18 protein-coding genes and 1 pseudogene are annotated in these 20,570 nt (G+C 72.3%); 9 read left to right on the top strand and 10 right to left on the bottom strand.

Annotated elements, in window-relative coordinates:
• Positions 1 to 56: 56 nt before the first annotated feature.
• Entirely contained in the window at positions 57 to 515 is a 459-nt protein-coding gene (locus MTAB308_RS09825) for a hypothetical protein (RefSeq protein WP_077099279.1), read from the top strand.
• On the opposite strand, the gene MTAB308_RS09820 is transcribed toward MTAB308_RS09825, so the two are convergent.
• From MTAB308_RS09820 to MTAB308_RS09810, 3 genes are read right to left on the bottom strand one after another with little or no spacing between them, the layout of a single operon-like run.
• The gene (locus MTAB308_RS09820; protein ID WP_077099278.1) at positions 467 to 949 is read right to left on the bottom strand and encodes a GNAT family N-acetyltransferase; all 483 of its coding nucleotides are present in this window, start codon (positions 947 to 949) and stop codon (positions 467 to 469) included. The genes MTAB308_RS09825 and MTAB308_RS09820 overlap by 49 nt on opposite strands.
• On the bottom strand, positions 946 to 2,061 hold the full coding sequence (locus MTAB308_RS09815) for an isochorismate synthase (RefSeq protein ID WP_077099277.1): 1,116 nt from the start codon (positions 2,059 to 2,061) through the stop codon (positions 946 to 948). Before MTAB308_RS09815 ends, MTAB308_RS09820 begins: the two co-directional genes overlap by 4 nt.
• Positions 2,058 to 2,669, bottom strand: a complete 612-nt coding sequence (locus tag MTAB308_RS09810; RefSeq protein WP_077099276.1) for an acid phosphatase — start codon at positions 2,667 to 2,669, stop codon at positions 2,058 to 2,060. Before MTAB308_RS09810 ends, MTAB308_RS09815 begins: the two co-directional genes overlap by 4 nt.
• A 111-nt stretch (positions 2,670 to 2,780) precedes the next feature.
• On the opposite strand from MTAB308_RS09810, the gene MTAB308_RS09805 reads away from it, so the two are divergent.
• Positions 2,781 to 3,581, top strand: a complete 801-nt coding sequence (locus MTAB308_RS09805) for a ParA family protein (protein ID WP_077099275.1) — start codon at positions 2,781 to 2,783, stop codon at positions 3,579 to 3,581.
• A gap of 122 nt (positions 3,582 to 3,703) precedes the next feature.
• Here the strand turns inward: MTAB308_RS09805 and MTAB308_RS09800 are convergent.
• A pseudogene (locus MTAB308_RS09800) lies at positions 3,704 to 4,880 on the bottom strand (Rv3212 family protein).
• 15 nt (positions 4,881 to 4,895) lie between these two features.
• A complete protein-coding gene (locus MTAB308_RS09795) occupies positions 4,896 to 6,440 on the bottom strand; it encodes a DEAD/DEAH box helicase (protein WP_077099274.1) in 1,545 nt (514 codons plus the stop codon).
• Positions 6,441 to 6,692: 252 nt separating this feature from the next.
• Here MTAB308_RS09795 and MTAB308_RS09790 point away from each other — a divergent pair, with 252 nt between their 5' ends.
• On the top strand, positions 6,693 to 7,412 hold the full coding sequence (locus tag MTAB308_RS09790) for a ferritin-like fold-containing protein (protein ID WP_077099273.1): 720 nt from the start codon (positions 6,693 to 6,695) through the stop codon (positions 7,410 to 7,412).
• Between the two features lie 12 nt (positions 7,413 to 7,424).
• Here the strand turns inward: MTAB308_RS09790 and MTAB308_RS09785 are convergent, their stop codons facing one another.
• Entirely contained in the window at positions 7,425 to 8,135 is a 711-nt protein-coding gene (locus MTAB308_RS09785; protein WP_077099272.1) for an MmpS family transport accessory protein, read from the bottom strand.
• A 191-nt stretch (positions 8,136 to 8,326) separates the two neighbouring features.
• Between MTAB308_RS09785 and MTAB308_RS09780 the strand changes: the two genes are divergently transcribed.
• Entirely contained in the window at positions 8,327 to 8,599 is a 273-nt protein-coding gene (locus MTAB308_RS09780) for a DUF3107 domain-containing protein (protein ID WP_068233849.1), read from the top strand.
• Here the strand turns inward: MTAB308_RS09780 and fasR are convergent.
• Entirely contained in the window at positions 8,586 to 9,266 is a 681-nt protein-coding gene (gene fasR, locus MTAB308_RS09775) for an HTH-type transcriptional activator FasR (RefSeq protein WP_077099271.1), read from the bottom strand. The genes MTAB308_RS09780 and fasR overlap by 14 nt on opposite strands.
• 197 nt (positions 9,267 to 9,463) lie before the next feature.
• On the opposite strand from fasR, the gene MTAB308_RS09770 reads away from it, so the two are divergent.
• The 3 genes from MTAB308_RS09770 (at position 9,464) to MTAB308_RS09760 (ending at position 12,667) form a co-directional block, all read left to right on the top strand.
• Positions 9,464 to 10,489 carry a DUF3152 domain-containing protein gene (locus MTAB308_RS09770; protein WP_077099270.1) on the top strand — a complete coding sequence of 342 codons (1,026 nt, stop codon included), beginning with the start codon at positions 9,464 to 9,466 and terminating at the stop codon, positions 10,487 to 10,489.
• Positions 10,490 to 10,588: 99 nt separating this feature from the next.
• Positions 10,589 to 11,776, top strand: coding sequence for an adenylyltransferase/sulfurtransferase MoeZ (gene moeZ, locus MTAB308_RS09765; RefSeq protein WP_077100098.1), 1,188 nt, complete (start codon positions 10,589 to 10,591; stop codon positions 11,774 to 11,776).
• A 36-nt stretch (positions 11,777 to 11,812) separates the two neighbouring features.
• Positions 11,813 to 12,667, top strand: coding sequence for a TIGR02569 family protein (locus MTAB308_RS09760; protein ID WP_077099269.1), 855 nt, complete (start codon positions 11,813 to 11,815; stop codon positions 12,665 to 12,667).
• Here the strand turns inward: MTAB308_RS09760 and MTAB308_RS09755 are convergent.
• Genes MTAB308_RS09755 through MTAB308_RS09745 form a run of 3 tightly spaced genes read right to left on the bottom strand, consistent with a single transcriptional unit; the run spans position 12,664 to position 13,978 of the window.
• A complete protein-coding gene (locus MTAB308_RS09755) occupies positions 12,664 to 12,987 on the bottom strand; it encodes an MGMT family protein (RefSeq protein ID WP_077099268.1) in 324 nt (107 codons plus the stop codon). The genes MTAB308_RS09760 and MTAB308_RS09755 overlap by 4 nt on opposite strands.
• A gap of 2 nt (positions 12,988 to 12,989) precedes the next feature.
• Complete coding sequence (locus tag MTAB308_RS09750) at positions 12,990 to 13,775, bottom strand: alpha/beta hydrolase (RefSeq protein WP_077099267.1); 786 nt, start codon at positions 13,773 to 13,775, stop codon at positions 12,990 to 12,992.
• On the bottom strand, positions 13,772 to 13,978 hold the full coding sequence (locus tag MTAB308_RS09745; RefSeq protein ID WP_077099266.1) for a hypothetical protein: 207 nt from the start codon (positions 13,976 to 13,978) through the stop codon (positions 13,772 to 13,774). The genes MTAB308_RS09750 and MTAB308_RS09745 overlap by 4 nt, the downstream gene beginning before the upstream one ends.
• Positions 13,979 to 14,063: 85 nt before the next feature.
• Between MTAB308_RS09745 and MTAB308_RS09740 the strand changes: the two genes are divergently transcribed.
• Positions 14,064 to 17,222, top strand: a complete 3,159-nt coding sequence (locus MTAB308_RS09740) for an ATP-dependent helicase (protein WP_077099265.1) — start codon at positions 14,064 to 14,066, stop codon at positions 17,220 to 17,222.
• Positions 17,219 to 20,482 carry an ATP-dependent helicase gene (locus MTAB308_RS09735; RefSeq protein ID WP_077100097.1) on the top strand — a complete coding sequence of 1,088 codons (3,264 nt, stop codon included), beginning with the start codon at positions 17,219 to 17,221 and terminating at the stop codon, positions 20,480 to 20,482. The genes MTAB308_RS09740 and MTAB308_RS09735 overlap by 4 nt, the downstream gene beginning before the upstream one ends.
• Positions 20,483 to 20,570: the final 88 nt, after the last annotated feature.

Here is a 20,570-nt window from a genome sequence, read left to right as displayed (position 1 = left end):
GGGCGGGGCGGTCAAGGCCCCGCTTTGGGGCAAGCGCGCCTGACTACGCTGACGCTGTGAATTCCGCCCAAGCCCCGTCGGTGGTGCGCGGCGCCGGGCTGCTCGTCGCGGTGCAGGGCGTGGCCGCCCTGGTCGTCGCCGCGGCGCTGGTGGTCCGGGGTCTCGCCGGCGCCGACCAGCGGGTGGTCAGCGGGTCCCCCGCAAGCGGGTGGTACCCCCAGGGCACCGCGCTGTGGTTCGTTCTGGTCGGTGGCGTGGTGCTCGCCGCCGGGCGCGCGCTGGTGCTCGGCAAGCGCTGGGCCCGCGGCCTGGGGGTGTTCACTCAGCTGCTGCTGCTTCCGGTGGCGTGGTATCTCGCGGTCGGTTCGCATCGGCCGGCCTTCGGCATCCCGCTGGGCGTCCTGGCGGCCACGGTGCTGGTGTTGCTGTTCAGCCCGGCGGCCCTGCGCTGGGCCGCCGGCCGCGATCAGGGCGGCCCGGCCAGCTCGGCCAGCCGCGGGCCGGACAGCCGATAGGTGGTCCACTCGCGCTGCGGCGCGGCGCCCACGCCGTCGTACAGCGCGATCGCGTCGACATTCCAGTTCAGCACCGCCCACGACAACCGCGTGTAGCCGTTGTCGAGGCATTCGGCGGCCAGCGCCGCCAGCAGGGCGCGGGCCAGGCCGCGGCGGCGAAAACCGGGTCGCACGAACAGGTCTTCGAGGTAGATGCCGGCGACACCGTCCCAGGTGGAGAAGTTGACGAACCACAGCGCCATGGCGGCGATCTCGCCGTCGACTTCGGCGACGTGGCCGTGCACGGTCGGTGAATTACCGAAAAGCGCTCCGGAAATTTGTGTTTCGGTGACGGTGCATTGCTCCGCGGCGCGTTCGAATTCGGCCAGCGCGTGAATCATGGCGGTAATAGCGCCGGCGTCGGCCGGTATGGCGCGGCGGATGCCTTCCGTCATTGCTCAACTTCCAGTGCGTTGAGGATGGTGGCGAATTTCGTTGTGGTTTCCGCGACTTCGGCGTCGGGGTCGGATTCGGCGACGATGCCCCCACCCGCGCGTGCCAGCGCGGTGCGGCGGTCCGCCGACAGCTGCGCACACCGGATGGACACCACCCAGTGGCCGTCGCCGCCGGCGTCGCACCAGCCCACCGCGCCGGCGTAGAACCCGCGCTCGCCCTCCAGCTCGGCGATGAGTTCGGTGGCCGCCTTGGTCGGAACGCCGCCGACCGCCGGCGTGGGGTGCAGCGCCAGGGCCAAATCGATTGCGGTGGTTGACGCCTCGCGCAGCCGGCCGCTGATGGGCGTGCAGAGGTGCCAGACCGCCGCCGTGCGGCTCAGCTGCGGTTCGGCGGCGATGGTCAGTTCGTCGCACAGGGGTTCCAGCGCGGCGCGCATGGTGTCGATCACCAGCCGATGCTCGTGGCGGTCCTTGGCCGAGGCGGCGAGCCCGGCACCGTTGGCGGCGTCGGCTTCCGGGTCGGCGGCGCGCGGGGCCGAACCGGCGAACGGCCGGCACACCACGCGGTCGCCGCTGCGCGCGACCAGAAGTTCGGGGCTGGCGCCCACCAGCGCCACGCCCGTGTAGTCGTCGCCGGCGGCACTCAGGTCGACGAGGTAGCCGTAGGCGGCCGGGTCGGCCGCGACGAGCCGGCGCAGGATCACGCGCGCGTCCAGGGGGGCGTCGGCGACCAGCCGCAGGGCGCGCGCCAGCACCACCTTGTGCAGCGGGTTGTCCGGTGCGGCGAGCGCGTCTCGCGCGCGGCTGATCCGGTCGCGGTAGTCGGCCGGCGGCGGCAGCGCGGCGGCGACGCGCACCGGCGGCAGCGGCCCCGTCGGCCAATTGGGCAGGCCGGCGACGGACCGGACGGCGTTCGGCACCATCAGGGCCGCGGCTCCGCTCACGTCGAAAGGCAACGCGCCCAACACTATTGGGACCGAACCCGAGCGCAGCGCGGCCTGGGCCGCGCCGATGTCGTGGTAGGCCGCGCGCACGCCGTCGGCAACCAGGGTCTCGCGCGGCCCGCACAGCGCGAACGGCGGTTCAGGGTTGACATGCTCGGCGGCGCTCACCCGGGTGCGATCGCCTGCGGGTTGCCCGTCAATCCGAGCGCGGCGAGCTGCCGCACGCCGTGCTCGAACCCGCACACCGCGATCGAGCCGGCGAGCATCCAGAAGCGGCTGCCCTCCACGAGCGGCAGCTCGACCCAGCGCGTGATCACCGAGCGCGAAAAGTGGCTGTGGCCCACGAAAACGACGTCGCGCGAGCCCATGTGCCCCAACGCGAATGCGACGGCCTCATCGGCGCGGTCGCTGACCTGTTGCACGCTCTCGCCCCCGGGGCAGCCGTGCGTCCACACCAGCCAATCGGGGTCGGATTCCCGGATCTGCGGGGTCGTCAGCCCCTCGTAGGACCCGTAATCCCATTCGGCGAGCATCCCCGACACCTCGTCGATGGCGAGCCCGGCCAGCTTGGCCGTGGTCAGTGCCCGGATGCGCGGGCTGCTGACCACCAGCGGGTCGGCGAGGTTCAGTTCTCGCAGCACGCGGCCGGCGAGCTCGGCCTGGACCCGGCCGTGATCGGTGAGCTCGAGATCCGTCCGACCCGTGTGCTGGCCGGACTTGGACCACGGCGTCTCGCCGTGGCGCAGCAGGACCAGCCGATGGTTGTAGACGCCCATGCCGACCGATTCTGCCGGACGCCCAGGCCGGACGCGTCGGCCGAAGCGCACCGCGACCGAACATGCCAGGATGGGCACTGTGACCGCGGCAACAAGGAGGGGCGGGCGCTTGTGAGTAGGACCCGAGTACTGGCGGTGGCCAATCAAAAGGGCGGTGTGGCCAAGACGACGACGGTTGCCTCGCTGGGGGCGGCGATGGCGGACGAGGGCCAGCGGGTGCTGCTCGTCGACCTGGATCCGCAGGGTTGTTTGACCTTCTCGCTCGGCCAGGACCCCGACAAGCTGCCGGTGTCCGTGCACGAGGTCCTGCTCGGCGAGGTCGAGCCGAACGCCGCGCTGGTCACGACGATGGAGGGAATGACGCTGCTGCCGGCCAACATTGACCTCGCGGGCGCCGAGGCGATGCTGCTGATGCGGGCCGGCCGCGAATACGCCCTGAAGCGGGCGCTGGCCAAGCTCGCCGACCAGTTCGACGTGGTCGTCATCGACTGCCCGCCGTCGCTGGGCGTGCTCACCCTCAACGGGCTGACCGCCGCCGACGAGGTCATCGTCCCGCTGCAGTGCGAGACGCTCGCGCACCGCGGCGTCGGCCAGTTCCTGCGCACGGTCGCCGATGTCCAGCAGATCACCAACCCCGAACTGCGGCTGCTGGGCGCCCTGCCGACGCTGTACGACGCCCGCACCACCCACACCCGCGACGTGTTGCTCGACGTCGCCGACCGCTACGGCATGCCGGTGCTCGCCCCGCCGATCCCGCGCACCGTGCGCTTCGCCGAGGCCAGCGCCTCGGGCTCGTCGGTGATGGCCGGGCGCAAGAACAAGGGCGCCGTGGCCTATGGCGAGCTGGCGAAGGCGTTGCTCAAGCACTGGAAGACCGGCAAGCCGTTGCCGACCTTCGCCGTCGAGGTCTAGCCGGCGAGTGCGCTCTGACGGCGTTCAGCGTGCGGTGACGGCGCTGCCCCTCGGCGTGTCGCCGCCCGCAGCGCACACGCAACGCCCTGGGCGCACACGCCGGACGGGCGCGTCGCGCGGGGTCAGCCCAGGGCCACCACGGTGTCGCCGCGCTGCTCGAACACCCGCGATCCCGAAACCGCCGGGACCACCGCCGCATCGCCGGGCGCCCGGTCCACCGGGATGTAGCGTTCGTTCGCGCCGCTGAGCGGGTCGTAGACCCCGATCGCGCCGGTGACCGGCACCAGCAGCCGGCCGGCCATCATCACGCCCGGTCCCAGCGGCGCGGTCGCCTCGCCCTTGGCGATCGTGTAGCGCAGGGTCATGCTCGTCGCGTCGAAGACCATCAGGGAATCGCCGGTCCACCACGTGACCAGGTTGCCGGTCTGCGACACCGCCGCCGAGCGCGACGGCGGCCTGGGCAGCAGCGTGCTCGCCACGGTGGTGCCGGTGTCGTCGACCACCTCGACCCTGGGCTGCGGTGACGGCAGATACACCGCCGTGGTGTTCTCCCAGACGGCGAGCACCCGGGCCCCCGAATCGGCCGCGACCCCGGGTTCGGCGACGACGTGTTGCTGGGGTTCGTCGTCTTCCTTGCCGGGGCGCAACAGGACCAGCCGCAGGTCGGCTTGCTGGGCGCAGCTTTCCAGCACCGAAACCGCCGACGAGCTGGCCTCCGCCGAGAGCAGCCGGCAGCCCGAGTGCAGTCCCCGCGCCGACGGTTTCACCCGGGCGTCGGTCTCGCCGTAGGCCAGCATCCGGACCATGTCCGAGCGCCACAGCTCCAGCCGCGTGTCGCCCGCCGACAACACCGTGGTGCCGTCGGAGGAAAGGCGCACGCTCGGGTCGGCGTAGCCGCTGCGGGCGGCCCCGCGCCGGCCCGTGGACCCGTCGAGGGTGCTGACCTGCCCGCAGCCGCGGTCGTCCTTGAAGACGGCGACGGCGTAGTGATAGACCCAGGACACCCCGCACAGCCTGCTGTCGCGGGAGTAGCTCCAGCGGGACCGGCCGGTGCCCGGGTCACGCCCGTCGACCCGGCGGCCGTCTCCCGTGGCGACGGTCCCGCTCACCACCACGGGCGCGGTGGTGCCGGGGCTTCGCGCGGTCCACAGTTGCTTCAGGGTGGCCGGGACCTCCCGGGCTGACGGTGGCCTTCGCGTCGCTGGTCCACCAGATCAACGCCGCGCCCAGGGCGATGACGAGCGCGATCGCCGCGGCGGCCAGGATGTCGCCCTTGGTCCGGCGTTCCGGTTTGACCATGCGGCGGCGCGGGCCTCAGTTCGTGGTGGCGGCGCCGGCTGCGGTCGTCTGCGAGGCGGGCTTGCGGCGCCGACGGCGGCGACGGGGGGTCCCGGCGGTGCCATCGGCCGCGCCGGAGGCCGCCTCGGAGGGCGCGTTGCCGGCGGCCTCACCGTTGGCGCCGGCGGGGTGCCCGGTGGCCGGCTGGCCGCCGCGGGTGCGCCGCCGTGGCGGGCGGGGGCGGGCGCGGCCCGACTTCTCGTCGCCCCGGCGTTCGGCCGGGCCTTCGATCGAACCCCCGCGCTCGGCGTCCCGGCGCCTGCCCGGCGACCTGCGCGGCTGGCCGATCGTGCCGCCCGCTTCGGCGGGGATGCCCAACTCGTCGTACAGGTGCGGCGAGTTGGAGTAGGTCTCGGCCGGGTCGGGGGATTCCAGGCCCAGGGCCTTGTCGATCATCGTCCAGCGGGGCAGCTCGTCCCAGTCCACCAGGGTGACGGCGATGCCGGTCTTGCCCGCGCGGCCGGTGCGGCCGATCCGGTGCACGTAGGCCTGCTCGTCCTCGGGGATCTGGTAGTTGATGACGTGGGTGATGTCATCGATGTCGATGCCGCGGGCGGCCACGTCGGTGGCGACCAGCACGTCGACGTCGCCGGCCCGAAAGGCCTTCAGCGCCTTCTCGCGGGCGATCTGACCCAGGTCGCCGTGCACGGCTCCAACCTTGAAGCCCCGCTCGGCCAGCTCGTCGGCCACCTTCTGCGCGGTGCGCTTGGTGCGGGTGAAGATCATCGTCGCCCCGCGGCCCTCGGCCTGCAGCACGCGGCTCACCAGCTCCACCTTGTCCAGGGCGTGCGCGCGGTAGACGAACTGCTCGGTGGTGTCGTGCGTGGCGGCCGAGTGCGGCGCCTCCGCGCGGATGTGGGTGGGCTGGTTCATGAAGGTGCGGGCCAGCGTGATGATCGGGTCCGGCATGGTCGCCGAGAACAGCATCGACTGCCGTTCGGCGGGGATCTGTCGCAGGATCCGCTCGATGTCGGGCAGGAAGCCCAGGTCGAGCATCTCGTCGGCCTCATCGAGCACCAGAGCCGACAGCCCGCCCAGCTGCAGGTGCCCCTGCTGGCACAGGTCGAGCAGCCGGCCGGGGGTGCCCACCACGACGTCGGCGCCGGCGCGCAGCGCATCGATCTGCGGCTCGTAGGCGCGTCCGCCGTAGATGGAGACCACCGACAGCGCGCGGCCGTCCTCGGCGGTCAGGTACTTGGCGGCCGCCGCCAGGTCGTCGGTGACCTGCAGGCACAGCTCGCGGGTGGGGACCACGACCAGCGCCCGCGGGGCGCCGGACAGCGGCCTGTGCGCGGCGCCGTCGGTGATGCGCTGCAGCAGCGGCACACCGAAGGCCAGGGTCTTGCCCATGCCGGTGCGGGCCTGGCCGATCACGTCGTCGCCGGCCAGCGCCATGGGCAGCGTCAGCTCTTGGATGGCAAAGGGGCTTTCGATCCCCTTTTCGGCCAGTGCGCGGACGATTTCGTCGCGAACGCCGAGTTTGGCAAAAGTCAGTTCAGTTGTGCTGTTGAGTGCGGTCATACGCGGGGGACAAGCCTTTCGGGGACGGTATCGGTGCTGTCGGTGTTCTCTGTCGCGGTCACGCGCGCACGAGTTCCGACTCCGGATACGTCGCCGAGTCGCGGCCCTGTAACAGGCTGGGCCAGCTGTGCACGCACATTTCGCCGGCACTGGCGGTTGGAGATTGAAGAATTCGGCCAATGCCTGTGTCCATGATAGCTGGTCGAAAGCTGGCACCCATTTTGTCCTAATCCCGCCGACTACAGTGTTGCCATGACCCCGCCCTTTTCCGGGCCCTCCGGAGCCGATCTGGAAGCCGACCAGGTAGACGATCCGCCCGCTTCTCGGCTGTCGGCAGATCACCCGGGCGTCAACGAGTTGTTCGCCGTGTTGGCCTACGGCGAGGTCGCCGCGTTCTACCGGCTCACGGACGAGGCGCGGATGGCGCCCGATCTGCGCGGGCGGATCTCGATGGCGAGCATGGCCGCCGCCGAAATGCAGCACTATGAGCTGCTGCACGACGCGCTGGAACGCCGTGGCGTCGACGTCGTGACGGCCATGTCGAAGTACGTCTCGGCGCTGGAGAACTACCACCGGCTGACGATGCCGAGTACGTGGTTGGAGGCCCTGGTCAAGACCTACGTGGGTGACGCGCTGGCCGCCGACCTCTACCTCGAGATCGCCGACGGGCTGCCCGACGAGATCGCCGACGTCGTTCGCGCGGCCCTGGCGGAGACCGGGCACTCGCAGTTCGTGGTCGCCGAGGTGCGCGCCGCGGTGACGTCCAGCGGCAAGCAGCGCAGCCGGCTGGCGCTGTGGTCTCGTCGCCTGTTCGGCGAGGCGATCACGCAGGCGCAGTACGTGCTGGCCGAGCACGACGAGCTGGTCGACCTGGTGGTCTCCGGACCCGGGGGCTTGGGCCAGCTCACCGCGTTCTTCGACCGGCTGCAGCAGACGCACGACCGGCGGATGCGCGAACTCGGTTTGAGCTGACCCGAAACCGCGTCAACGGGTGCAGGTCGCCACGACGCCGTTGTTGGCCGACACCACCACCGGCTGGCCGGCGGCATTGACGACCGAGCAATTGAGCTGGCCGTAGAAGCTGGTCGCGACCACCGACACCGTCGCCACACCCGGATTCAGGACGATCACCTTCGACCACGGCAGCGACACGTTGAACTCCGAATGCGGGTAACCCCGGGCGTCGGTGTAGACGACGTTGACCAGGTCCAGCAGCTGCTTTGTCCCGGTCACGCTGTAGACGACGGTCCGCGGGTTCAGCGCGACCGGGGGCGGGGTGCCCGGCGGCGGCGGCGCGGCGGTCGGCGTCTGCGACGGCACCGGGCGCGGTGACGCGCTGGGCGGCGGCGCCACGGTGGTCACCGTCTCGGGCGGCAGCGGAGCCCGCGACACGCTGGGTGGGGCGGTCGTCTTGGGCGCGGGGGCCGCGGAGGTCAGCGGCGGCGGAACGGGCGGCCCGACGGTCGCCTTGGTCGTCGCGCTGTCGCCGCTGTTGATGATGACGGCGGTGGCGATGGCGCCGACGGCCACCACCGCGCCCAGGATCGCGGCGGCCGGGCGCCAGCGGGTGTCGGCCGGCCAGGCCAGGTCGCCGTAGCCGTCCAGGACGTCGGTGTCGGCTCCGTCGTAGTCGTCTTCGGGGTAGTCGTGAACTGGGCCGAGACGATCGGTGACCATGTGTCTGATGGTGCCGATGGTAGCGATGTGAATTGCTGGGCCAGGGCGGTGCGCGGCATGGTGGCCGAGCTGGGAGCGAATCGTTATCTGCGGGCGACCGCGTTTCGCTTACCGCGAACCGGGCCCCGGGGGGACATGCCGCGTGGGGGCGTCCATTAGCCTGCTGCTGACGCGTCTGCGAAGTTCAACGCCAACGGGAAGGGGCCACCGTGGAGGTCAAGATCGGTATCACGGACAGTCCACGCGAGCTGGTCCTGTCCAGTACGCAGACGCAATCCGAAGTCGAGGAGCTCGTCGCGGCCGCGCTGCGCGACAGCTCGGGCCTGCTCAGCCTGAACGACGAGCGGGGCCGCCGCTTCCTGATCCAGAGCTCCAAGATCGCCTATGTCGAAATCGGTGTCGCCGACGCCCGCCGGGTCGGGTTCGGGATCGGGGCCGAATCGGCCGCCAAACACGCCAGTAAGGCCGCTAAGGGCGAGTAAGAGGCACGTGGGATAGCCCGCCCCAGGCGAACTGGACGGTGCCGTCGACGGCGTCCGCCTTCGAGATCGGGCGATCGGAGTCCAGCCAGTACCTGGCGCAGTCGACGCTGATGCCGACCAGCCCCACCGCGATCATGCGGGCGCGGTGCGGATCGAGGCCGGAATCGGCGCTGATGAGGTCGAACACGGCGTCGATGCACGATTCCGTGGCCACCCGCACCTGCGCCGCCACCTCGGGCTCGGTGACGTAGTCGTTCTCGAAGATGAGCCGGTAACCCTGGCTGTCGTGCTCGATGAAGTCGAAGAACGCCTGCACCGCCGCGTGCAACCGCCGGCGGTTGTCGGTGGTGGTGCGCAAGGCCTGCTGCACGCCCGAGACCAGGTTCTCGACATGGCGGGCGAGCACCGCCAGGTATAGCTCCAGCTTGCTCGAAAAGTGTTGGTACAGAACGGGTTTGCTGACCCCCGCCCGGTCGGCGATCTCGTCCATGCCGGCGGCGTGGTAGCCACGGTTGACGAAAACGTCGCTGGCCACGATCAGCAGTTGGCCACGGCGCTCGTCGCGCGGCAGGCGGTTGCCGCGCCGGTTGGCCGGCATCACGCCGTCTCCCGGCCGACGGTCAGCCGGCTTCACGGCGCGCCGTGCCGCCTTGGCGAGATCGCTCATCGAGTCCTCATCTGATCGTTGGCAACTGGCCGTCGGCCCGCCGGGGCCAGCCGCACGCGGCTAGTCGCAAAGACATTACTACCCGCGCCGCCTGTGTGATTGCCATCGCGGCCGTCGGCGCTGGCAGAAGCGGTGTCGTGGGGCGGATTCGGGCGCGCCAAGGGTGGTCGCGGTGCCCGCTGTGCAATCCTGGGGAAATGACGTCCCAGCGACCCGTGCGTGGCACCGGTCGGGCTCCGGTGCTGCGCGACGAGTGGCGCGAACCACTGCGGGCCCTGCGCGACCCCATCGCCCGGGACGCCGGACGCACCCGGGCCGACCGCGAGCGCCCGCGCCAATGGCGCAAGCAGACGTGGTTGGGCCGGTTCGTTTCCACCTATGGCTGGCGCGCGTACGCTTTGCCCGCCTTGGTGGTGCTTACCGGGCTGGTGATCTATCAGACCGTCACCGGCACCGGCGCGCCGAAACCGACGGCGACGCAATCCATTCAGGGCACCCCGGACATCGGCGCCGTCGGCACGTCGATCATCGACGCGCCGCCGCGCGGGCTGGCCGCATTCGACGCGAACCTGCCCGCCGGCACGCTGCCCGACGGCGGCCCGTTCACCGAGGCGGGCGACAAGACATGGCACATCGTGCCGGGCATGACGCCGCAGATCGGCCAGGGCACCGCCAAGGTGTTCCGCTACACCGTCGAGGTCGAAAACGGCATCGACGCCACGATGTTCGGCGGCGACGAGGCCTTCGCCCAGATGGTCGAGCAGACGCTGGGCAACCCCAAGGGCTGGACGCACAACCCGCAGTTCGCGTTCGTGCGCATCGATAACGGCAAGCCCGACTTCCGCATCTCGCTCGTGTCGCCGGTGACGGTGCGCGGCGGGTGCGGCTATGAATTCCGCCTGGAGACGTCCTGCTACAACCCGGTTTACGGGCCCAATCGGGAGGCGCGGGTCTTCATCAACGAGGCGCGCTGGGTGCGCGGGGCCGTGCCGTTCGAGGGTGACGTCGGCTCGTATCGGCAGTACGTGATCAACCACGAGGTCGGCCACGCCATCGGGTACGTGCGTCACGAGCCCTGCGAGCAGCAGGGCGGCCTGGCGCCGGTGATGATGCAGCAGACGTTCTCCACGTCGAACGACGACGCCGCCAAGTTCGACCCCGACGTCGTCAAGGCCGACGGCAAGACCTGCCGATTCAATCCCTGGCCGTACCCGATCGCCTGACTCGGCGCCCGGCTGCGGGAAGCGACCCCGGTCGTTTGCCGTTGATCCGGGCAGCTGTTTCGATGGATAGAGCTGACGAAGCTACCGAGGAGATGTTTGGTGTCGACATCGCAGACGCCACTGCCGCCGCTGGTCGAGCCCGCGGCCGAGCTGAGTCGCGATGAGGTGGCCCGCTACAGCCGTCACCTGATCATTCCCGACCTGGGCGTCGACGGTCAGAAGCGGCTGAAAAACGCCCGGGTGTTGGTGATCGGGGCCGGCGGCCTCGGCGCCCCCGCGCTGCTGTACCTGGCCGCGGCCGGGGTCGGCACGCTCGGCATCGTCGACTTCGACGTCGTCGACGAGTCCAACCTGCACCGCCAGATCATCCACGGCACCGCCGACGTCGGGCGGCCCAAGGCCCAGTCCGCGCGCGACTCGATCGCGGCCATCAACCCGCTGGTCGACGTGCGATTGCACGAGTTCCGGCTGGAGGCGGCCAACGCCGTCGAGCTGTTCAGCCAATACGACCTGATCGTGGACGGCGCGGACAATTTCGCCACCCGGTACCTGGTCAACGACGCCGCGGTGCTGGCCAAAAAGCCGTACGTGTGGGGGTCGATCTACCGATTCGAGGGCCAGGCGTCGGTGTTCTGGGAGGACGCCCCCGGCGGGCGGGGCCTGAACTACCGCGACCTCTACCCGGAGCCGCCACCACCCGGCACGGTGCCCTCCTGCGCCGAGGGCGGGGTGCTGGGCATCGTCTGCGCCTCCATCGCGTCGGTGATGGGCACCGAGGCGATCAAGCTGATCACCGGGATCGGCGAATCGCTGCTGGGCCGGCTGATGATCTACGACGCGCTGCAGATGAGCTACCGCACCATCCGGGTTCGCAAGGACCCGTCGGACGCTTCCAGGCCGCGGATCACCGAGCTGATCGACTACGAGGACTTCTGCGGCGCGCTGCCCGACGGTGGCGCCGAGGGCTCCGCGATCACGCCGCGCGAGCTGCGCGAGTTGCTGGATTCGGGCAAGAAGCTCGCCCTGATCGACGTCCGCGAGCAGGCGGAGTGGGACATCAACCACATCGAGGGCGCCCGGCTGATCCCGCAGTCGTTGCTCAGTTCCGGTGAGGGGCTGGCGCAGCTGCCCCACGACCGCACGGCGGTGCTGTACTGCAAGACCGGCGTGCGCTCGGCCGAGGCGCTGGCCGCCGTGAAGAAGGCCGGTTTCTCCGACGCGGTCCATTTGCAGGGCGGCATCGTGGCGTGGGCCGAACAGATGCAGCCCGACATGGTCATGTACTGAGCCATTTGCCCCGTCAGGCTCCATTACGCTACCCGTGTGACAGTCGAGCCACCGCCGGAGCATGTGCTGGCGGCGTTTGGTTTGACCGGCGTCAAGCCCGTCCCGTTGGGCGCCAGTTGGGAGGGTGGCTGGCGATGCGGCGAAGTCGTGCTGTCGATCGTGGCCGACCACGCCCGCGCGGCCTGGTCGGCCCGGGTGCGGGAGACGCTGTTCGTGGACGGCGTCCGGCTGGCCCGGCCGGTTCGCTCCACCGACGGGCGGTATGTGGTGTCCGGGTGGCGGGCGGACACCTTCGTCGCCGGAACGCCCGAGCCCAGGCATGACGAAGTCGTCTCGGCGGCGGTCCGGCTGCACGAGGCGACCGGCAAACTCGAACGCCCCCGCTTTTTGACCCAGGGGCCCACCGCGCCCTGGTCCGACGTCGACGTCTTCATCGCCGCCGACCGCGCCGCGTGGGAGGAGCGGCCGCTGGCATCCGTGCCGCCGGGCGCGCGCACCGCCCCGCCGTCGGCGGACGCCGAGCGATCCGTCGAGCTGATCAACCAATTGGCCACGCTGCGCAGGCCGACCAAGAGCCCCAACCAGCTGGTGCACGGAGACCTCTACGGCACGGTGCTTTTCATCGGCACGGCGGCGCCGGGGATCACCGACATCACACCCTACTGGCGGCCGGCCTCGTGGGCCGCGGGCGTCGCCGTCGTCGACGCGCTGTCCTGGGGCGAGGCCGACGACGGGCTCATCGAACGGTGGAACGCACTGCCGGAGTGGCCCCAGATGCTGTTGCGGGCGTTGATGTTTCGTCTTGCGGTCCACGCGCTGCACCCGCGCTCGACCGCCGAGGCGTTTCCTGGCCTGGCGCGCACGGCGGCCCTGGTCCGGCTGGTGCTTTAGGTCTTGCCGGGCTTGCGATCGCCCGCAAACTCGTAGCGGACCTCGTCGAGCGCGATCCTGCCGTCGACGGACAGCACCCCTTCGGCGCGCAGCAATTCCAGCTGTCGGGTCCTCAGGTGCCGCGCGGGGCGCCCGGAGGCGGTGATCACCCGGTGCCAGGGCAGATCCGAGGAGTCGGTCCGCATGATCCATCCGACGATGCGAGGGCTGGAAAGCCCCGCGACAGAAGCGATGTCGCCGTAGGTGGCGACCCGGCCGGACGGAATCGCCGCGACCAGCGAACGCACCCGCTCGACCTGCTCATCGGTCACCGGCGCCACTATCAGCGGTCTTCCATCAGCCCGCGGATCAGCGCCGCGGTTTCGGTGGGCTTGGCGTGGGGCACCATGTGGTTGCAGTCGAAATCCAGCAGCTCGAAATCGGAGCCCAGCCGTTCCCGCAGCGCCTCGATCAGTTGATCGCTCACGTACGGCGGCGAGGTCTGCTTGGCCCGCACCAGGATCGTGGTCGTCCCGGCCGGCGGCAGCACGACGTCGCGGGCCAGTTCGCTCCAATACGACATCATCGCCGGCAGGCTGACCCGCCAGCGGTGCCGCCCGCTGGGCAGCTCGACCAGGTGCTCGTCGATCTCGGACGCCAGCAGCGCCGGGTCCACATCGGCCCACGAGCCGGTCGCCTTCTCCAGGCGGGCCTCCTCGGGGTCGGGATAGTCGGGGGAGGAGAACATCGCCTCGGCGATCTGGCGCATCCAGCCGCCGTCCAGGCCGACCGCCGGGTCGAGCAGCAGCAGCGCCGACACCCGGTCCGGGCGGGCCGCGGCCAGGTGCAGCGCCAGGCCGCCGCCGAACGAATGGCCGACCACCGGCACCGGTGCCTCGGCGGCGGTGTCGAGCAGCCCCGACAGCGCCGAGACGTTGGCGTCGATGGTCCACGGCGCCGCCCACGACGACCTCCCGTGGCCGAGCAAATCCGGTGCGGCGATGGCGATTTCGGGCAGGTAGCCGGCCAGGTGCCGCCAACGACCCCCGTAACCGGTCAGCCCGTGGATGGCGAGCATCCGCACGGGGCCGGCCGGGCCGTAGCGGTGCACGTGCAGGTCGGCGCTCACCCGTCGCTGTCGTCCCAATCGTCGTCGGTGGGAACGATGAAAGCCTGCTCGATCACATCGGCTTCGTTGGCATCGCGATCGGTGGCGTTGTCCAGGTACGTAGTGTCCAAGCCGGCCTCGTCCTCGGCGTCGACGGCCTGCTGCTGTTCTGCGGCGTCCGCTTCGGGCACTCCGTCGTCGGGACCTGGAAAATCGGAGTCCATCCAATCCCTCCTTGCCTCGCGAGCGTTCCGGTTTCCTTCAGCCCAGTATCCCGATCTTGTCAGACCCTCGTGATTGCATGCAGCCATGTCATTCACCTGGGACGACGAGGCCCGTGCCGTTCTGGCACCGGGACTGCGCGGGCGGGTGCGGGTGCTGGGCGGGCCGGGCACCGGCAAGAGCAGCCTGCTGGTCGACGCCGCGGTCGCCCGGATACGCGCGGGCGTCAAGCCGGAATCGGTTCTGTTGCTTACCGGTTCGGGGCGGATCGGGGTGGGCGCGCGCAGCGCGTTGACGACGGCGCTGCTGCGGTCGCGTTCCTCCGGTCCCTGCCGGGCGGCCGTGCGGGAGCCGCTGGTGCGCACCGTGCACAGCTACGCGTACGCGGTGTTGCGGCGGGCCGCCGAGCGTGCCGGTGACGCGCCCCCGCGACTGGTCACCAGCGCCGAACAGGACGCCATCATCCGGGAGCTGCTGGCCGGTGACCTCGCCGACGGGCCGCGCGCGGCCAGCGCGTGGCCGGCGCATCTGCGGCCGGCCCTGGCCACCGCCGGATTCGCCACCGAGCTGCGAAACCTGTTGGCGCGCTGCGCCGAACGCGGGGTCGACCCGCAGGAACTGGAGCGGCTGGGCCGACGGTGCCGGCGCCCGGAATGGACCGCCGCCGGCAAATTCGCGCGTCAGTACGAGCAGGTGATGTTGCTGCGGGCGGCGGTCGGGACGGCGGCGCCGCAGGCCACGACGCCGGCGCTCGGCGCCGCCGAGCTGGTGGGTGCCGCGCTGGAGGCCTTCGCGGTGGATCCGGAATTGCTGGCGGCCGAACGCGCCCGAATTCGCCTCTTGCTGGTCGACGACGCACAGCAACTCGACCCGCAGGCGGCCGGCCTGGTGCGGGCCCTGGCCGCGGGCACGGAGGCGACGCTCGTCGCCGGTGACCCGAACCAGGCGGTGTTCGGCTTCCGGGGCGGCGAGGCGTCCGGGCTGTCCCCCGCAAGCGGGTGGGACCCCCACGACGACGATTCGCCGTCGGTGACGCTGACGGTGTCGCATCGCTGCGCGCCGGCCGTGGCGCGTGCGGTCAGCGGCATCGCGGGCCGACTGCCCGGGGGCAGCGCGGGCAGGCACATCGACGGCACCGGGCCCGACGACGGATCCGTCACGGCGCGCCTGGCCGCCTCGGCGCACGCGGAGGCGGCCATGATCGCCGACGCGTTGCGGCGTGCCCATCTGATCGACGGGGTGCCGTGGTCGGCGATGGCCGTGATCGTCCGGTCGGTGCCGCGGGCCGGGGCGCGGTTGCCGCGCGCGCTGGCCGCCGCCGGCGTCCCGGTGGCCGCGCCCCAGGCGAGCGGCGCGCTGGCCGGCGAGCCCGCGGTCCGGGCGCTGCTCACCGTGCTGGCCGCGGTCGCCGACGGGCTCGACGGCGAGCGGGCCCTGGCGCTGCTGACCGGTCCCATCGGCCGCGTCGATCCGGTGTCGCTGCGCCAGCTGCGCCGAACGCTGCAGCGCGCCGACCCCGATCGCGCCCCCGGCGATTTCGTCGGCCTGCTCGTCGAGGCCCTGCAGGCCGACGCGCCGTGCCCCGGACCGCAGTCGCGCGCGCTGGCCCGGGTGCGCGCGGTGCTGGACGCGGCCGCGCGCTGCGACCGCGGCGGCCAAGACCCGCGCTACACCCTCTGGGCCGCCTGGCACCGATCCGGCCTGCAGCGCCGCTGGCTGTCGGCCGCCGAGCGCGGCGGCCCCGCCGGCGCCCAGGCCACCAGGGACCTGGAGGCGGTGACCGCCCTGTTCGACATCACCGATCACTACGTGTCCCGCACGCCCGGCGCGTCGCTGCGCGGGCTCGTCGAGCACGTCACGGCGCTGCAGCTGCCGGCTGCCGGCGCCGAGCCGGCGTCCCAGGTCGAGCAGGTCCGGGTGCTCAGCGCCCACGCCGCGCTGGGGCACGAATGGGACTTCGTGGTCATCGCCGGCCTGCAGGAGGGGCTGTGGCCCAACACCGTTCCGCGTGGCGGCGTGCTGAACACCCAGCGGCTGCTCGACGTGCTCGACGGCGTCGGCGGGGACGCCTCGGTGCGCGCACCGCTGCTGGCCGAGGAGCGCAGGCTGCTGGTGTCGGCGCTGGGCCGGGCCCGGCGCCGGGTGCTGGTGACGGCCGTCGACGCCGACACCGGCGGTGCCGACGGGGAGGCCGCGTTGCCGTCGGCGTTCTTTTCCGACATCGCGCAGTGGGCCGGCCGTGACGGTGATCCCGTTGCCGCACAACCCGTCTCCGCGCCGCGGGTGCTGTCCACGGCCGCCCTCGTGGGCCGGCTGCGGGGCGTCGTGTGCGCGCCCCAGGGCGCCGTCGACGACGACGACCGCCGTTGCGCGGCAGCGCAATTGGCCCGGCTGGCCAAGGCCGGGGTGCCGGGCGCCGACCCGGCCGGGTGGCACGGCCTGCTGCCCGTCAGCACCAGCGAACCGCTGCGGGCGGGCGCCGAGCCGGTCACGCTGACGCCGTCGACACTGCAGGCGCTCAACGACTGCCCGCTGCGCTGGCTGGCCGAACGCCACGGCGGGACCAACGCGCGGGATCTGCGTTCCACCCTCGGCTCGGTGCTGCACGCGCTGATCGCCCAACCGGACAGGACGGAATCGGAATTGCTGGCCGAGCTGGACCGGGCCTGGAAGCATCTGCCCTTCGACGCGCGGTGGCATGCGGCCAACGAGCTGGCCCGCCACCGCGCAATGGTCCAGGCGTTCCTCGAGTGGCGGGCCCAGACCCGGGGCGAACTCACCGAGGTCGGCGTCGAGGTGGAGGTCGACGGAACGCTCGGCACGCCGCGCGATGACGGCGGCGAGATCCGGCTGCGCGGGCGGGTCGACCGGCTGGAACGCGACGCGGCCGGCCGGCTCGTCATCGTCGACATCAAGACCGGCAAGACGCCGGTGAGCAAGGACGACGCCCAGCAACATGCGCAGCTGGCGCTGTACCAGCTGGCGGTGGCCGAGGGCATGATCGCGGCCGGGGACGAGCCCGGCGGCGCGCGGCTGCTGTACGTCGGCAAGGCGGGCGCCGCCGGCGCCACGGTGCGCGAACAGGATCCGCTGACGGCGGCGGCCCGGGACGAATGGCGTGACCTCGTGCGGCTGGCCGCCGACGCCTCGGCCGGCCCGCAGTTCGTCGCGCGGCGCAACGACGGTTGCACGCACTGCCCGATCCTTCCGTGCTGCCCCGCCCACGCCGAGGGGCCGGCGCGATGAATCCGCGTTACACCCCCGCCGAATTGGCCTGCGCGCTCGGGCTTTTCCCGCCCACCGACGAGCAGGCCGCCGTCATCGCCGCGCCGCCGGGCCCGCTGGTCGTCATCGCCGGGGCCGGGGCCGGCAAGACCGAGACGATGGCCGCGCGGGTGGTGTGGCTCGTCGCCAACGGCTACGCCGAACCCGGCCAGGTGCTCGGGCTGACGTTCACCCGCAAGGCGGCCGGCCAGCTGTTGCGCCGGGTGCGCTCCCGCCTGGCCCGGCTGGGCGGCATCGGCCTGGGCGCCGCCGCCGCCGAGCCGGAGGGCGCCCCGGCGGTCAGCACCTACCACGCCTTCGCCGGCGCGCTGCTGCGCGACCACGGCCTGCTGCTGCCCGTCGAGCCGGACGCCCGGCTGCTCGGCGAGACCGAGCTGTGGCAGCTGGCGTTCGACGTGGTCAACGGATACCGCGGGGAGCTGCGCACCGACAAGACCCCCGCCGCGGTCACCGCGATGGTGCTGCGGCTGCGGGGCCAGCTGGCCGAGCACCTGGTGGACACCGGCCAGCTTCGCGACACCCACCTCGAGCTGGAACGGCTGATCCACGCCCTGCCGGCGGGTCCCTACCAACGCGACCGCGGACCCAGCCAGTGGCTGCTGCGGCTGCTGGCCGCCCAGACCGAGCGCACGGAGCTGGTGCCGCTGCTCGACGCGGTGGACGCGCGCCTGCGCGCCGTCAAGGCGATGGACTTCGGCCTGCAGATGGCCTCGGCCGCCCGGCTGGCGGCGGCCTTCCCGCAGGTCGGCGAGGAGCTGCGGAGCCGCTTCCGGGTGGTGTTGCTCGACGAGTACCAGGACACCGGGCACGCCCAGCGCATCGCGCTGTCCGCGCTGTTCGGCGGGGGGGTCGACGACGGGCTGGCGCTGACGGCCGTCGGCGACCCGATCCAGTCGATCTACGGCTGGCGCGGCGCCTCGGCGACCAACCTGCCGCGCTTCACCACCGACTTCCCCCGCGCCGACGGCACGCCGGCGCCGGTCCTGGAGCTGCGGACCAGCTGGCGCAACCCGCCGCGCGCCCTGCGGGTGGCCAACGCCATCTCGGCCGAGGCGCGCCGGCGCTCGGTTGCGGTGCACGCGTTGCGTTCCCGCCCCGACGCGCCGCCCGGCACCGTCCGCTGCGCGTTGCTCGCCGACGTGGCGGCCGAACGCGAGTGGATCGCCGACCACCTCCAGGCGCGCTACCGGCAGGCCCATGCCGACGGTGTCAGCCCGCCCACCGCCGCGGTGCTGGTGCGCCGCAACGCCGACGCCGCGCCCATCGCCGACGCGCTGCGCGCGCGCGGAATCCCGGTCGAGGTGGTCGGTTTGGCGGGCCTGCTGTCCGTCCCCGAGGTCGCCGAGGTGGTGGCCATGCTTCGTCTGGTGGCCGACCCGACGGCCGGCGCGGCGGCGATGCGGGTGCTGACGGGCCCCCGATGGCGCCTCGGTGGCCGGGACCTCGCCGCGCTGTGGCAGCGGGCGCTGAGTTTGGCCGACGGGCGGGCGGGCGCGACGCCCACGCCCGAAGCGATCGCGATGGCCGCCGGACCCGACTCCGACGGCGCGTGCCTGGCCGACGCGATCAGCGACCCCGGCCCGGCGGGCGCGTACTCGGCGGCGGGATATCGGCGCATCACCGCGCTGGCCGCCGAATTGGGCGCCCTGCGCGGGCACCTCGGCCATTCCCTGCCCGACCTGGTCGCCGAGGTGCGCCGCGCGCTGGGCGTCGACTGCGAGGTCCGGGCCGCCGCCGCGGGGCAGCCCTGGACCGGAGCCGAACACCTCGACGCCTTCGCCGACGTCGTGGCCGCGTACGCCGAACGGACATCGGACCTCTCGGTGGCATCGGTGGCCGGCCTGCTGGCCTACCTGGACGTCGCCGAGGACGTCGAGAACGGCTTGCCGCCGGCCGCGCCGACGGTCGCACGGGACCGGGTTCAAATCCTCACCGTGCACTCGGCGAAGGGTCTGGAATGGCAGGTGGTCGCGGTCGCGCACCTGGCGGGCGGAATCTTCCCGTCGACCGCATCGCGCAGCACGTGGCTCACCGACGCCGCCGAGTTGCCGCCGCTGCTGCGCGGGGATCGCGCCGCGGCCGGCTCGCTGGGCGTCCCGGTGCTGGACACGTCCGTCGTCACCACTCGAAAGCAGCTGTCCGACAAGATCTTCGAGCATCGCCGCCAGCTCGAGCAGCGGCGCGTCGACGAGGAACGCCGGCTGCTGTACGTGGCCATCACCCGCGCCGAGGACACCCTGCTGGTGTCGGGCCATCAATGGGGGTCCACCGGCGTCAAACCCCGGGGGCCGTCGGAATTTCTGTGCGAGCTCAAGGACATCATCGACGGATCGGCCGACGCCGACCCGTGCGGGGTGGTGGAACGGTGGGCGCCCGCTCCGGCCGACGGCGAACGAAACCCCATGCGCGACAACGTCGTCGAGGCGATGTGGCCCGCCGACCCGCTGGATGCGCGCCGCGGCGATGTCGAGGCGGGCGCCGCGCTGGTGGTTCAGGCCATGTCGGCCGACATCGGGGAGCCCGGCGCCGACGCCGAGGGTTGGGCCGCCGACGTCGACGCGTTGCTGGCCGAGCGCGCGCGCTCGCAGCGCCGGCCCGCCCGCGCCCTGCCCAGCCAGGTGTCGGTGAGCGGGCTGGTCGACCTGGCGCGTGACCCGGCGGCCGCGGCGCAGCGGCTGGCGCACCGGCTGCCCAGCCGTCCGGAGCCCCACGCCTCGCTCGGCACCGCCTTTCACGCCTGGGTCCAGCAGTTCTACGGGGCCGATTCGCTGTTCGACCTCGGCGACCTGCCGGGCGCGGCGGACTCCGCCGCCGGCGAGATCGAGGAATTGGCCGCGCTGCAGGCGACGTTCGCCGAATCGCGCTGGGCGGCCCGCACGCCGGTGGCCGTCGAGGTGCCCTTCGACATGCCGATCGGGGACACCGTGGTGCGGGGCCGCATCGACGCCGTGTTCGCCGACCCCGATGGCGGCGCCACCGTCGTGGACTGGAAGACCGGTGAGCCGCCCCACGGGGAGGAAGCGATGCGCCAGGCCGCCGTCCAGCTGGCGGTCTACCGGTTGGCGTGGGCCGCGCTGTCCGGGGTTCCGGAGTCCGCGGTGCGCACCGCCTTCTACTACGTGCGCACCGGCGCCACGGTCACGCCCGATGAACTGCCGGAACCCGCCGAACTCGCCGCGTTGCTCGCCGGTCCCGCCGGCGGCGACGCCGTGGCCGTGTGAGGTGGGCCGCTCGCGCCATGGACGGCCCGCCAGCGTGGTTACATAGGAGTCGTGCGTGTCTCGGGCTCTGGGTATCAGCCGATGACGG

The organism is Mycobacterium terramassiliense (genome assembly GCF_900157385.1).
Taxonomy (GTDB): domain Bacteria; phylum Actinomycetota; class Actinomycetes; order Mycobacteriales; family Mycobacteriaceae; genus Mycobacterium; species Mycobacterium terramassiliense.
Note: the sequence above shows the minus strand (reverse complement) of the source record. Positions and strands in the feature narration are given on the sequence as shown.